Below are 13,539 nucleotides of genomic sequence, written 5' to 3'. Positions count from 1 at the left end.
TTCACACCTCCTGGCCGGACAGGCTCGGCACGGCCTGCGCCCACGGGGCGGGCGGCACCGCGGCGAGCAGCTGCCTGGTGTAGTCGTGCGAGGGGTTGGTGAACACGTCGGCGACGAGCCCGGTCTCGACGACCTTGCCGGACTTCATGACCACCACCCGGTGGCAGTACTGGGCGACGACACCGAGGTCGTGCGTGACGAGCAGCAACGACCGCCCGCCCTGCTTCACCTGCGTGTCGATCAGGTCCAGGATCTGCCGCTGCACGGTCACGTCGAGCGCCGTGGTGGGCTCGTCCGCGATCACCAGCGACGGGTCGTGCAGCATCGCGAGCGCGATGACGACGCGCTGCGCCATGCCGCCGGACAGCTCGTGCGCGAAGCCGCGCAGCACCCGCTCCGGTCCCCGCACCTGCACCGACTCCAGCCGCTCGATCGCGAGGTCGCGCAGGTCGGTGCGGCTGATCTTGCGGTGCGCCCGCATGACGTTGCGGAACTGCTTCTCGATGGACAGCACCGGGTTCAGCGAGCCGAACGGGTTCTGCGCGACGAAGCCGATGCGCGCTCCCCTGATCTCCCGCAAGCGGTTGCGGTGCAGCTTGACCAGGTCGGTGCCCTCGAACTCGGCGCTGCCGCCCACGACCTTGCCGTAGGAGGGCAGCAGCCCGAGGACCGACCGGATGGTCACGGACTTGCCGGAACCGGTCTCGCCGACGATGCCGACGGCCTCTCCCGCGGGCACCTCGAACGTCACGTCGTCGATCGCCCTGACCACGCCCGCGCGGCCGCGGAACTGGGAGGTGAGTCCTGTCACGCGGAGCATCAGCTTCCCTCCACCTGTCGCTGGATGCCGTTGGCCAGCATGTTGAGGCTGGCGATGGCGATGAAGATCGCCACACCGGGCCAGATCGCGATCCACCACTGACCAGTGGAGATCGCCTGGGCGCCCACCTGCACCATCGAGCCCCACGTCGGGGTGGGCGGCGAGACGCCGATGCCGAGGAAGTTCAGCGCCGCGATCACGATCACGGCGTTGGCCGTGGTGAGCGAGCACTGGACCAGGCAGACGTCCACGACGTTCGGCATGATGTGGCGGAACACCACGCGCCTCGGCCGTGCACCTGTCGCGATGGCGGCCTCGATGAACCGGCCGTCGCGGATCGACAGCGCCTCACCGCGGATCAGCCGGATGAACCGGGGACCGTTGATGATGACGATGGCGTACAGGATGTTCTGGATGTCGTTGCCGGTCAGCGACACGATCGTCACCGACAGCACGATCAGCGGGAACGACTGGAAGGCGTCGAGGGCGCGCATGAAGCCCTCGCTCCACTTGCTCTTCACGCTCAGCGGAAGACCGATCAGCAGACCGATCACGAGCGAGGCGAGCGTTCCCATCAGCGCGAGCGGCAGGTCGCTGCGGCCGGCCGCGATCACGCGGGAGAAGACGTCGAACCCGTTGGCGTCCGTGCCGAAGATGTACTCCCCGGACGGAGCCTTGAGCACGGCGGTGGGGTCGGGGGTCATCGGGTCGTACGGCAGCGGCGCCAGGAACGACGCCAGCAGCATCAGTGCCAGCATGCCGCCGCCGACCACGATGCCGGGGCTGGCCCGGACGTAGTTCACGGTCTTGGTGAACACCTGGGACAGCGCGGACGGCTGCGCGAAGGTCGTGTCACTCATAGCTCACCCTCGGGTCAAGGAAGAGGACCACGAGGTCCAACAGCAGGAACAGGGTCAGCGTGAGAAGACCGGCCGTGACCACGAAGCCCTGGATGATGGGCACGTCGACCTTCAGCACGCCGTCCAGCGCCCACTGGCCCATGCCGCGCCAGTTGAAGACGCGCTCGACGATCGCGGCGCCACCGAGCAGCGAGCCGAAGAGGATCGCGATGTAGGTGATGACCGTGGTGCGGGACGCGGCGAACGCGTAGTAGACGACGGTGCGTTCCCGCAGACCGCAGGCACGGGCGAACTCGACCTGCGGCGTGGTGAGCGCGGTGCCCATGCTGCCGCGGGCCGTCTTCGCGAAGTACGAGGCGTAGACGAGACCCAGCGACATCACCGGGAGCGCCGCGTGGCTCACGGCCTCGCCGAGCCTGTCCCAGTTGCCGGTGAACAGGCTGTTGAAGATCAGGAACGGCGTGCCGTCCGCGGAGCCCGACGTGATCGGCAGCCGGCCGATGGGCGCGGGCGCCCAGCCGAGCAGGAAGAAGAAGACGTAGATGCCGACCAGGGCGAGGAAGAAGTCCGGCACGGACTGCAGCACCGAGGTGATGCCGCTCATCAGGCGGTCGGGCATGCGGCGCGCGAAGTAGGCGCCGATGACGCCGATCGTCATGCCGAGCGTGATCGCGAAGATCAGCGCGAAGAACACCAGCTCGATCGTGTTGGGGAGGAACTTCCCGAGCTCGTGCAGGATCGGCTCGTTGGTGAAGAACGACGTGCCGAGGTCACCCTGCAGCAGGTTGGCCCAGAACGAGAAGTACCGCTCCATCAACGGCTTGTCGAGCCCCAGCTGGCTGTTGACGTGCGCGATCTGCTCCTTGGTGGCGAAGTCGCCGAGGATCGTGATCGCGGGGTCTCCCGGGATGAGGAACACCAGGAAGAACGACACGCTGCCGAGGATGAACAGGGAGATCGGCACGATGGCGACGCGCTTGAGCACGTAGCGCAGGACGGGGCGTCGCCGCTTCTCCTTGACCGCGACCTGCGCGGCTTCTGCCGTTGTCACAGCACACTCACCCCTCCGTCGACGCACACGGTGTGACCGGTGACCATGGCCGCGTCCGGGGAGGCGAGCCAGCGCACGGCGGCCGCGACCTCCTCCGGCAGCACCACGCGTCCCAGCGGGATCGACGCGAGCTTCGCGGTCATGTACTTCTCGTTGTCCAGGACGTCCGCCGTCATCGCGCTCGGCACGATGGTCGGCGCCACGGCGTTCACGCGGATGCGCGCGCCCGCCCACTCCAGCGACAGGATCTTGGTCAGCTGGATGACCGCGGCCTTGGTGACGCCGTACATCGCCGAGCCGGCGATGGCGACCAGGCCACCGGTCGAGGCCATGTTGACGACGTTGCCACCGGCCTTGGCGAGCGCGGGGTACGCGGCCTGGCACATGCGGAACGTGCCGTTGAGGTTGATCTCGACGACGTCGTGCCACACCTCTTCCGGCATGGTCTCGGTCGCGCCCCTGGCGTTGATGCCCGCGTTGTTCACCAGCAGGTCCACGGTTCCGGCCTGCTCCACGGCGGCGGCGACGGCCGCGCGGCAGGAGTCGCCGGAGCGCAGGTCGAGCTCGACGGCGTGCTTGGCGCTCGCCGGTGCCGCGCCACCGAGGTCCGCCGCGACGACGACGTAGCCGTGGGCGGCCAGGTCGTCGCACAGCGCGGTGCCGATGCCGCCGGCCGCACCGGTGACGAGGGCGACGGGCTGTCGTTGCAGCTCGGTCATCACTCGCCCCCTTCCGCGAGCTCGCCGTGCCATTCGGCGCGGGCGCTGTCGGGCAGTGGCAGGCCGCTCAGCCGCACGGACGGGCTCAGCGGCTCGTCGATGCCCGCGAGCCGCAGCAGCGCCCACAGCGTGGCGAGGTTGCTGCTCACCGCGGGCTTGCCGGTCTCGCGCTCGATGGCGACGAGCGACTCGAGCGTGCGCCAGTTGGTGCAGCTGATCGCCACGGCGTCCGCGTCGGAGACGTCGAGGTCCGTGGCCGCGACGAAGCTCGCCGCGGGTTCCAGCCTGCCCTTGTCCAGGTTGGACAGGATCTCCAGGTCGTTGCGGGCCGTGACGGAGAAGCCCGCCTGGCCCAGGTACGTGACGGCACCTTCGGCGACCGGCCGGACGTACGGCGTCGCCAGCGCGACCTTCTTCACGTCCAACGTGGACAGTGCGGTGACGAGCGCGCTGCTCGTCGTCACGATGGGCACGCCGTAGGTGCGGGTCAGCCGGTCGCACGTCGCCTGGTCGGAGTCGCGGCCGCCGAGGAAGCTGCCGGACGTGCAGGCGTAGGCGATGGCGGACACGCCCGCGGACGCCAGTTCGGCCACCGCGCGGTCGAGCTGGCTGTGCATCGCCAGCAGGCTCGCGACCTTCTCCTCCTCCGTGGCGACCTCCGCCACCGCGACGCGGGTGGAGAACACCGCCACGTCGGGCGGCAGGAACGCCGCGAACTCGGGTTCGACCGTCGTGTTCGTGGAGGGCACCACTACACCGACACGTGCTCTGCGCCCGTACATCACTTGCCGCCGTTCACGAGCGGCACGCGGAACCCGGGACGGAGCTCGGAGAGCAGGTCGACCGTCTCGTAAGCGAGGTCGATGCTCTCGCCGGTGTTCTGGTCGCGCAGGGTGCCGGTCCACCTGGTGCCGTACTTGATGGTGCAGTCGATGCTCGTGTACGTGCCGCAGTAGACGAGGTACGACGAGGGCAGCGACTCCACCCGTTCGGCGAGGATGCCGAGGATCTTGTCCGGGTCGAGGAAGACCGACGCCGCGCAGCTCTGGTACAGCTCACCGTCCACGGTGGACTCCAGGACCAGGTCCTCCCACCGCGGCGCGATCTCGCTCCACCGCCACACGCGGCGGCCGAGCACGCTCGGGCAGTACTGCTTGGCCCAGATGATGCTGTGCTTCTCCAGGGCGCGGTCGGTGTGGTCGGACCCGACGCCGAGGAAGACCTCGCCCTCGTGGACGACGATCACCAGCTCGACCTCGCCCGAGGTCGTCTCACTGTGCACGCCGATCCACTCGTCGGTGGTCACGGAGTTCACCGACATCGGGTAGATGCGGGGAGCAGGGACGTCGAACGCGATCCGCACACCCACGTCGGCGACCTCGCGCTGGTGCGCGACCGCCGCGTTCGGGTCGACCGTGGCCGAACCCAGGTTGTAGAGGCGTTGCGGAGTCGTGATCAGCCTCTGCGGCCCCGCGCCCGCACTGAAGACATCGAGCGTGAAGGTGGTCACCCGCTGTTCCTCGTTTCGCAGTAGTACCAAGAAGAAGTGCCGTCCCGCGCGGTGCCGCGCGGGACGGCGTGACATCAGCTTCCGTCGAACAGACGGTCGAGCACCTCGGTGGCCGCCTCGATGGTCGGCATGCCGGCGGGCAGGCCGGACAGGGCGATGGCCTCCAGGACCTCACGACGGCTCGCGCCGTTCTTGAGGGCGCGCTTGCCGAAGTGGACGATCCCGTCCGGGTCGCCCTTCGCGGCGGTCGCGACGCCGACCAGCACGAGGTAGCGCGTCTTGAGGTCGAGCGCTCGCGGCTCGTCGGCGAACAGCAGCTCCGCCGTCAGCGCGTCGTAGCGGGCGAGGATCTCCGGAGCGACCTCGTCCAGCAGCTCGTGCACCGGGAGCACGTAGCCGCGCCGGGCCCTGGCGGCGGCGAGCGCCTCCGACTCGACCCTCGGGTTCTCCGTGGTGGTCATTCTCAGACTTCCCTTCCGGCGAGTTCGCCTTCCCAGATCGCGTTGAACACCCGGCGGGGCGACACGCTGTCGCCGATCGCGCGAACGGGCACAACGCCTTGCAGTGCGTGGAACAGGGCGTCCTCCGCCTTGTTCCCCGTGCTGAGCACCACCGCGTCCACGTCGCTGTGCACAGTGGACTCACCGGTCCAGACGTCGGCGAGCGTCACCGAGTCCTCGACCACCGACACCAGCTCGTGGTCGGTGATGAACCGGACTCCCTTGCCGCGGATGCGGCGGTACGTGGCCTGGAGGTCGCGGCTGGCCTCCAGGTCCGGGGAGACCTGCGGCAGCCGCGTCACGATCGTGACGTTGTGCCGGCGGTCGGCGAGGTGCTCGGCCACGACGACCGGCTGCCTCGCACCCGTGTCGTCGAAGACGAAGACGTTCGGGCCGACCTCGGCCTTGCCCGCCAGCACCTCGTTGATCGAGTAGACGTTCCACTGGTCGACGCCCGGCACGATGGTGCCGTCGCCCCACGACGCGGGGCGCAGCGAGCTCCAGCCGTGCTTGAGCGGGGTGGAACCGGTGGCGATGATGACCTCGTCGAAGCCGCTGAGGTCGTCGGCCTCCGCCCGGTGCCCGAGCTTCACCTCGACCTGGGTCAGGCCGATCTGCGAGATCAGCCAGTCGGTGATGCCCTGCCACTCGGCGTAGCTCGCCGACTGCGCCATCAGCGCGACCTGGCCGCCCAGCTCGCTGTTCTGCTCGAACAGCGTGACGGAGTGGCCACGCTGGGAGGCGGTCAGCGCGGCCCGCAGACCACCGGGGCCGCCACCGACGACGGCGACCCGCTTGCTCTGCGGCGCCTGCTTCAGCGTGCCGATGCCGAGCACCGTCTCCCGTGCGACAGCGGGGTTGTGGATGCACGCCAGCGGCGAGTTGACGATCGACGCGAGGCACCAGTTGGCGCCGACGCACGGCCGGATCTGCGTCGCGTCACCGCGCTGGGCCTTGTTCGGCCACTCGGGGTCGGCGATCAGGGTCCTGGTCATGCCGATCATGTCGGCGTCGCCCCTGGTGAGCACCGCTTCCGCGAGCTCGGGGGTGTTCAGCCGCCCGACGGCGACGACCGGGATGTGGTCCGGCAGCGCGCGCTTGATGTTGGCGGTGTCCTGCAGCTGGAAACCGGCCGGCTGGGGCGTCGCGCCGTAGATGTTCATGCGCTCGATGTACGTGCCCGCCGTGACGGACACGTAGTCGATCTTGCCGGTGGCCACGAGCGCCTGGGCGATCTCGGTCCAGTCGGCGTTGGTCAGACCGCCCGGGACGCCACCGTCGGTCCCGTTGATGCGGACACCGACGATGCGGTCGGGGCCCACCTCCTCACGGGTCTTGTCGATGATGTCCAGGACGATCTTGAGCCGCTTCTCGAAGCTGCCGCCGTAGGCGTCGGTGCGGTGGTTGGTCGCCGGTGAGAGGAACTGGCCGAGCAGGTAACCGTGCGCCAGGCCGTGGACCTCGACGCCGTCGAGGCCGCCCTCGTAGGCGTACTTCGCCGCGAGCCGGTAGCCCTCGACCAGTTCGCCGATCTCGGGCTCGGTGAGCACGTGCGGCATCTCGCGGTAGACCGTGCAGGGCACCGAGGACGGCGCCCAGACCGGCAACCTGTTGGTCGTGCCGTTGGTCTCCCGGCCGCGGTGCCACGGCTGCGCGAGGAGCAGGCAGCCGTGCTCGTGCACCGCTTCGGCCAGCTTGCGGTAGTTCTTCACCACCGCTTCCTGGAAAGCGAAGATCTTGCCCTTGTACGGCTGTGTGGTGGGGTGGACCGCCATCGCTTCCATGGTGATGACGCCGACTCCACCGCGAGCACGCTCCGCGTAGTAGTGCACGTGCTCGTCGCTGAAGTTGTGGTCCTTCACCAGCTGGGTGCTGTGCGCTGTCATCCAGACGCGGTTCTTGGCCGTCTTCGGGCCGATCCGCATCGGGCTGAACAGGTTCGGGTAGTCAGTCATATCAACCCTGCTTGAGCGTGTAAACGAACATCTCGCCGTTCGGGGCGTGCTGGTAGTTCGTCAGTCCCTTGCGGACGGCGTGGACGAACTGGCGGTCGACGAGGTAGATGAAGCCGGGGTGGTCGGCGAGCAGCTCGCCTGCCTTCTTCACGAGCGTGTCGCGCTCGCTGCCGGGGCTCGTCGTCCCGACCTTGGTGATGACCTCGTCGAGCTCGGCGTTGACGTAGCCGAAGGTGTTGAGCTTGCTCTTCGAGGAGTTGTAGAGGAACAGCGAGTAGTACGGGTCGGCCACGGCCGGGGGCTCCAGGTACAGCAGCGCCTGGAAGTTGCCGTCGTGGAAGACCGTGTTGATCTCGGTGGCGCTGGCCAGCGTCTGGATCTTCACGTTGATGCCGACCTTGCCCAGCTGGTTCTGCAGCAGGATGGCGATCTGCTCGGCCTCGGGGCCGGGACGCGCCGGGCTGATGTGCAGCGTGATGTCCAGAGAGGACACTCCGGCGGCGGCCAGGAGCTTCTTCGCCTCGTCCGCGTTGTACTCGTACTTGGCGGCGTTCGGCAGGTCGAGACCGTAGGCGTTGCTGACCGTGGCCTCGGACGGCTGGTTGAAGCCGCGGTAGACGGCGTCCACGATGGACTTCCGGTCGATCGCGAGCGAGATCGCCTTGCGGACGTCGTCCTTGCCCAGCACCGGGTCCTTGGCGTTGAGCACCAGCGGGATGCGGTCGGCCGACGAGCAGGTCTGCACGTCGATCTCCGGGTTGTCGCGCAGCTGCGCGTACTGCTCGTACTGCAGGCCCGCGGCGTAGGAGGCGTTGCCGGTGGACAGCAGCTGGGCGCGGCTCGCGGCGTCGGAGACACCGATGAAGACGACCTTCTCGACGTCACCGCGCTCGCCCGTGTAGTTCGGGTTCTTGCTGAGCGTGAGGCGGTCACCCGAGACGAAGTCCTCGGCTTGGTGCGTCCACGGACCGAAGGTCGAGGCGTTCTTCGAGACGTACGCCTTGCCCCACGGGTCTTCCGCGGTGACGTGCTTCTTGATCTCGGTGCTGTCCAGGATGCGGAACTGGGCCCACGTCGTGATCGCGATGTCCATCGCGGACGGGTTGTCCATCAGGATCTCGAAGTTGCGGTCGTCCACGACCTTGATCGGGTCCGCGGCCCAGTCGGCCACGTCCTGCATCAGGGTGTTGGGCGTACCCACCTTCAGCTGGATCAGCCGGTCGATCGTCCACTTGACGTCGTTCGACGTGAGCGTGTTGCCGGCGGCGCTCTTCGCCTCGCGCAGCTTCACCTTGACGGTCTTGCCGTCCTCGCTGCGCTCGAAGGACTCGGCCAGGTCGCCCTTGAGCTGGTTGACGTTGGCCAGGGTGGTGCAGCCCTGCTGGTCCAGGTCCTCGGTGCCCCAGCGGAAGAGCGAGCTGCCGAGCTCGAAACCGATGTTGCGGGAGGGGTCGCCCTGGTAGTCGGCGGGGTCGAGGCTCGTGGGCAGGCCGGTCATCGCGTAGGTGAACGTCGCGCCCGCCTTGGGGGCGTTGTCGTCCTGCGCCGCACCGCCGCCGCCACACGCGGAGACCGTGAGCGCCACGGCGGCCACGAGGGCCACGGGGCGCACAGCCTTCCGTCTGGCAGAGCCGGTCCGAACCGCTCGGGCAAGTGATCTCCGCGTCATCAAACCTCACCTTGTTCCGGTCATCGGGAACGAGCTACGCTGCTGTCCCACTCTCAAGAACGGCATCACTCACTGTCAAGACCTGCCAGGCAACAAGTTCAGTTTTCGACAACTTGTCCACCTGGGACTTGATCACGCTTCCGTTGATCCAGAACGATTCCGAAGGGGCGAGGAATGACGGATCTTCCGCGTCTGCACGAGACAGTCCACTGCGGACGTCTCACGCTGCGTAACCGTCTGGTCATGCCAGCGCACACGACCAACTTCGCGGCGAACGGCGTGTTCTCGGCCCGGCACCTCGCGTACCACCGGGCCCGCGCCGCGGGCGGAGTCGGGCTGATCATCACCGAGGGCATGCGCGTGCACCCCACGAGCCTCGGCCGCACGAACACGGTCTCGGCCTTCGACGACGGCGTGATCCCCTCGTTGTCCGCCCTGGTGGAGGTCGTGCACGGGGAGGGCGCGAAGCTCGCCGCGCAGCTCCTGCACGTCGGCAGGCAGTCGGGCGGGCACAACATGCTGACCCCGGCGTGGGCGGCCTCGCCCATCCCGTGGTCCTCCACCGCCGCCGTGCCGCACGAGATGACCGCCGAGGAGATCGCCGAGCTGGTCGGCGCGTTCGGCGCCGCCGCGCGCAGGGCCGCCACCGCCGGTGTCGACGCCGTCGAGGTCCACCTCGGACACGGCCACCTGCTCCAGCAGTTCCTCTCCCCCGCGACGAACCGGCGCACCGACGGGTACGGCGGCAGCCTCACGAACCGGTTGCGGATCACGCACGAGGTGCTCGCCTCCGTCGCGGCGGCGCTGCCCGCCGAGATGCCGGTGATCCTGCGGATCAGCGCGGACGAGTTCATCGAGGGCGGCCTCGGCGTCGAGGAGATGCTCTCCGCCGTCGGCCTGCTCGTCGAGGACCACCGGATCGACGTGCTGCACGTCAGCCACTCCGCCTACATCGGCAGCGCGAGCATCGCCACGCAGATGGCCGACATGAGCTTCCCGCCGCTGGCCTTCCGGCACCTCCCGCGCGCGTTCAAGAAGGAGTTCCCGCAGCTCAGCGTGGTCGCGGTGGGCCGGGTCGACAACCTCGCGAACGCCGAGAGCCTGGTGGTCGACGGCGACGCGGACCTGGTCGCGCTGGCCCGTCCGCACATCGCCAACCCGAACATCTCCTCGCTCCCGCTGGTGTCCGGCTCGGCGCCGGCCCGTGAGTGCATCGCGTGCAACCAGGGCTGCGCGGGCCGGCTCGAGGCAGGGCTGCCGATCAGCTGCGTGGTCAACCCCGAGGCGGGCATGGAACGGGAGTGGGCCGCGCTGCGCGACGCCGCCCGCCTGGGCACCCGCAGCCGGGTGCTCGTGATCGGCGGTGGCCCCGCCGGGTTGGAGGCCGCGACCGCCGCCGCGTCCGTGGGACACGAGGTGACGCTCGCCGAGGCGGAGGACGCGCTCGGGGGCGCACTCCGGCTCGCCGCCGGGCTGCCGATGCGCGGCGAGTTCGGCCGGTTCATCACCGAGGCGGAGGCCGTGGCCCGGCACGCGGGCGTGGACATCAGGCTCGGGCTGCGCGCGGACGACGAGCTGCTCGCCGAGGGCTGGGACCACGTCGTGGTCGCGACCGGGGGCGTCGAGGTGCCCGACACCCGGTTCCCGGTGCTGCCTCTGCACACGGCCGTGACCGATCCGGAGAGCACCGGCGGGCACGTCGTCCTGCTCGACGAGGACGGCACCACGACCGCGCTCGCCACGGCGGACCTGCTGCTGTCGCGCGGGTGCCGGGTCACGCTCCTCACCGACCGCCCGGTGCTGTCCTGGCGGGTGCCCGTCTACTCCCGGCCGGCCCTGCTGGAGAAGCTGACCGGCCGGGGTTTCAGCGCCGTGCTGATGCGCACCCCGGTGCGTCTGGAGGACGGCGTGCTGACTTACGCCGACCCGCTGTCCGGCGAGCAGGGCGAGCTGCACAATGTCTCGTCAATGATCACCATCCGTCAGAGGTCCGCGGGCTCCGCGCCGTCCCTGCCGGGCCACCTCGCCGCCTCCGTGGTGGGCGACGCGTACGCGCCGCGCACCGCACTGGAAGCCGCGTTCGAGGGCAGGCTCGCCGGGCTCGCGGTGTCGGGCACGCCGGACGTCCGCACCGCGGCGGCCGCGCTGCGCGGCCGGCTCTGACTCGAACCGGGAGGACGACGATGCAGGCAGTCGAGCGGGTCTCAGCAGTGCTGCTCAGCTTCACCGAGTCCGGCCGCGATCTCGGTGTCACCGAGATCGCGGAAGCGGTCGGCCTTCCGAAGAGCGCGGTGCACCGCATCCTCGAAGCGCTCGCGAAATCGGGGTTACTGGCCAAGGACCACGACAGGAGCAAGTACAGCCTCGGCCCCCGGCTGCTGGAGCTGAGCCTCGTCTCGCTGGGCTCGATGGACATCCGCACGCTGTCGCAGCCGATCATGGAGGACCTCCGCGACGAGCTCGGCGAGACGGTCACCCTGAGCTTCGTCGTGGGCAAGCAGCGCATGTACGTCGCGCAGGTGGAGAGCAAGCAGGACGTCCGGATGACCATCGAGGTCGGCAGGCGGGCACCGCTCTACGCGGGCGCGTCGGGCAGGGCGATCCTGATGACGTTCTCCGAGGCCGACCTCAGCGAGTACCTGTCCGGGGTGGAGCTCGCCCCGCTGACCGCCAGGACGGTGCGGGACAAGACGACCCTGCGCGCGATGCTGGCCGTCGACCAGCGCCGCGGGTACTCGGTCAGCCAGGGCGAACGCGACCCGTACGCCGCCGCGGTCGCCGCGCCGATCGTGGCCAGGGGCTCGCGCGCCATCGGCTGCTTCAGCGTCTGCGGCCCGCACGACCGGCTGAAGGACGCCGTCCCCGAGAAGTTCGGCCCGGTGATCGCCGAGGCCGCCGTGAAGATGTCCGCTGTGCTCAAGGGCAGCGGCTGAGCCGAACCCGGGCCGAGGCCCGGAAAGTGGGAGGGCGCCATGCCGAACGGGTCTGCGCTGCCGGGCCGGAGCTACCTCTACGTCCCCGGCCACCGGGACAGCCGCCACGAGCGCGCGGTGCACAGCGGTGCCGACGACGTGATCGTCGACCTGGAGGACGCGGTCCCCGCCGACGCCAAAAAGGAGGCCCGCACGGCCTGCGCGCGGCTGCTCGAACGGCCGCCGGCCGGCGCCAGGGTGTGGGCGCGGGTGAACTCGCACCCCGCGCACCTGGCGGCGGACCTGGCCGCCGTGGTGTCGCCGTCGCTCACCGGCGTGTGGGTGCCCAAGGCGGAGCCCGCGCTGCTCGCCGAGGTCGACGAACGGCTCACCGCCCTCGAACGGGAGGCGGGTGTGCCCGCCGGGGCGACCGCCGTGGTCGCGTTGCTGGAGACCGCCGAGGGTGTGCTTCGGGTGGAGCAGGTCTGCCGGTCGCCCCGCGTCGTGCGGCTCGGCATCGGCGAGGCCGACCTCGCGGGTGAGCTGCGGCTGCGCCCGGACGAGCAGTCGAACCAGCTGCACGGCGTGCGGCTCGCGGTCGTGCTGGCCAGCGCCGCCGCCGGTCTCGCACCGCCGGTCGGGCCGGTCGAGATCTCCGTGCACGACGAGGAACGGCTGCACGCCACCACGACCTTGCTGCTGCGCCAGGGCTTCCGGGCCCGCACCGCGTTGCACCCGCGGCAGGTGCCGGTGATCAACGCCGTCTTCACCCCGACGCCGCAGGAGGTCGAGGAGGCCACCGAGCTGCTCGCCGTGCTCGCCGAGGCGCAGCGCCAGGGTCAGGCGACGGCGGTGGACCCGTCCGGGCGCCTGGTCGACCCGGCCGTCGTGCGCAGCGCTCAGGAGGTGCTCGACCGGGCACGGTGACGTGTCCGCCACGGTTCGGCCGTCCGAGCACCCTGGACTCCCGGGACCGGGACCGGGAGTCCACCAAGGGTCAGTCGAGGTCGGCGACCCGTGCGTCGAGGTCGTGCACGAACCGGGTGAGCAGGCGGCCGAACGTCGCCTTGTCCTCCTCCGACCAGTCGGCGACGGCGCCCCCGAGCCAGCCGAGCACCGCTTCCAGGTAGCGGTTCGCCGCCGCGGCACCCCCGTCCGTCAGCTCGACGAGGCGCGCGCGCTGGTCGTCCGGGTCGACGACGCGACGCACGAGGTCCAGGCGTTCGAGGTCGTGCAGGTGCCGGGTCACGTGCGGGCCCACGACCTGCATCCGCGCGGCGATCTCCCCCACCCGCAACGGCCGCCCGGACATCCGCAGCGTGATGAGCACGCTCAGCCCCGGCCGCTCCAGCGGGACGCCGACCTGCGCCATCGCGCGTTCGACCAGCTGGCTGCGGTTGAGCACGGTGCCCAGTCGCATCAGTTGCGGCAGCACCGCCGCGGGGTCCAGCGCCTCGCTCATCTCACACCTTACTTACCTAACTTAGGTATATGCTCGTGCCATCCGCACACACGCTAGCGATCACCACGTGCGAAAAAAGGA

At 69.8% G+C, this 13,539-nt stretch carries 13 protein-coding genes; 3 read left to right on the top strand and 10 right to left on the bottom strand.

Features of this window, described 5'->3' with window-relative positions:
- Position 1 precedes the first annotated feature (1 nt).
- From BLT23_RS01070 to BLT23_RS01030, 9 genes are all read right to left on the bottom strand, one after another.
- Positions 2–820 carry an ABC transporter ATP-binding protein gene (locus tag BLT23_RS01070; protein WP_090044561.1) on the bottom strand — a complete coding sequence of 273 codons (819 nt, stop codon included), beginning with the start codon at positions 818–820 and terminating at the stop codon, positions 2–4.
- Positions 820–1,680, bottom strand: a complete 861-nt coding sequence (locus BLT23_RS01065) for an ABC transporter permease (protein ID WP_090044559.1) — start codon at positions 1,678–1,680, stop codon at positions 820–822. The genes BLT23_RS01070 and BLT23_RS01065 overlap by 1 nt, the downstream gene beginning before the upstream one ends.
- Positions 1,673–2,731 (bottom strand): ABC transporter permease, encoded by a 1,059-nt coding sequence (locus BLT23_RS01060; protein ID WP_090044557.1) that lies wholly within the window; start codon positions 2,729–2,731, stop codon positions 1,673–1,675. The genes BLT23_RS01065 and BLT23_RS01060 overlap by 8 nt, the downstream gene beginning before the upstream one ends.
- Positions 2,728–3,450, bottom strand: coding sequence for an SDR family NAD(P)-dependent oxidoreductase (locus BLT23_RS01055; RefSeq protein WP_176946538.1), 723 nt, complete (start codon positions 3,448–3,450; stop codon positions 2,728–2,730). The genes BLT23_RS01060 and BLT23_RS01055 overlap by 4 nt, the downstream gene beginning before the upstream one ends.
- Entirely contained in the window at positions 3,450–4,199 is a 750-nt protein-coding gene (locus BLT23_RS01050) for a maleate cis-trans isomerase family protein (RefSeq protein WP_176946537.1), read from the bottom strand. The genes BLT23_RS01055 and BLT23_RS01050 overlap by 1 nt, the downstream gene beginning before the upstream one ends.
- Positions 4,200–4,231: 32 nt before the next feature.
- Complete coding sequence (locus tag BLT23_RS01045; RefSeq protein ID WP_176946536.1) at positions 4,232–4,960, bottom strand: DUF2848 family protein; 729 nt, start codon at positions 4,958–4,960, stop codon at positions 4,232–4,234.
- 74 nt (positions 4,961–5,034) lie between these two features.
- Positions 5,035–5,421 (bottom strand): carboxymuconolactone decarboxylase family protein, encoded by a 387-nt coding sequence (locus BLT23_RS01040; RefSeq protein WP_090044551.1) that lies wholly within the window; start codon positions 5,419–5,421, stop codon positions 5,035–5,037.
- Positions 5,422–5,423: 2 nt separating this feature from the next.
- The gene (locus tag BLT23_RS01035; protein WP_090044549.1) at positions 5,424–7,415 is read right to left on the bottom strand and encodes an oxidoreductase; all 1,992 of its coding nucleotides are present in this window, start codon (positions 7,413–7,415) and stop codon (positions 5,424–5,426) included.
- A gap of 1 nt (position 7,416) precedes the next feature.
- Positions 7,417–9,027, bottom strand: coding sequence for an ABC transporter substrate-binding protein (locus tag BLT23_RS01030; RefSeq protein WP_176946535.1), 1,611 nt, complete (start codon positions 9,025–9,027; stop codon positions 7,417–7,419).
- A 231-nt stretch (positions 9,028–9,258) separates the two neighbouring features.
- On the opposite strand from BLT23_RS01030, the gene BLT23_RS01025 reads away from it, so the two are divergent.
- Genes BLT23_RS01025 through BLT23_RS01015 form a run of 3 tightly spaced genes read left to right on the top strand, consistent with a single transcriptional unit; the run spans position 9,259 to position 12,923 of the window.
- On the top strand, positions 9,259–11,247 hold the full coding sequence (locus tag BLT23_RS01025) for an oxidoreductase (RefSeq protein WP_090044545.1): 1,989 nt from the start codon (positions 9,259–9,261) through the stop codon (positions 11,245–11,247).
- Positions 11,248–11,267: 20 nt separating this feature from the next.
- The gene (locus BLT23_RS01020) at positions 11,268–12,017 is read left to right on the top strand and encodes an IclR family transcriptional regulator (protein ID WP_090044544.1); all 750 of its coding nucleotides are present in this window, start codon (positions 11,268–11,270) and stop codon (positions 12,015–12,017) included.
- A gap of 39 nt (positions 12,018–12,056) precedes the next feature.
- Complete coding sequence (locus BLT23_RS01015) at positions 12,057–12,923, top strand: HpcH/HpaI aldolase/citrate lyase family protein (protein WP_090044542.1); 867 nt, start codon at positions 12,057–12,059, stop codon at positions 12,921–12,923.
- A 70-nt stretch (positions 12,924–12,993) separates the two neighbouring features.
- Here the strand turns inward: BLT23_RS01015 and BLT23_RS01010 are convergent, their stop codons facing one another.
- A complete protein-coding gene (locus tag BLT23_RS01010; RefSeq protein WP_090044541.1) occupies positions 12,994–13,458 on the bottom strand; it encodes a MarR family winged helix-turn-helix transcriptional regulator in 465 nt (154 codons plus the stop codon).
- Between the last annotated feature and the right edge of the window lie 81 nt (positions 13,459–13,539).

The organism is Lentzea fradiae, assembly GCF_900100955.1.
GTDB classification, from domain to species: Bacteria; Actinomycetota; Actinomycetes; order Mycobacteriales; family Pseudonocardiaceae; genus Lentzea; species Lentzea fradiae.
The sequence above is the reverse complement of the archived record's forward strand: the minus strand, read 5'-3'. Positions and strand labels throughout refer to the sequence as shown.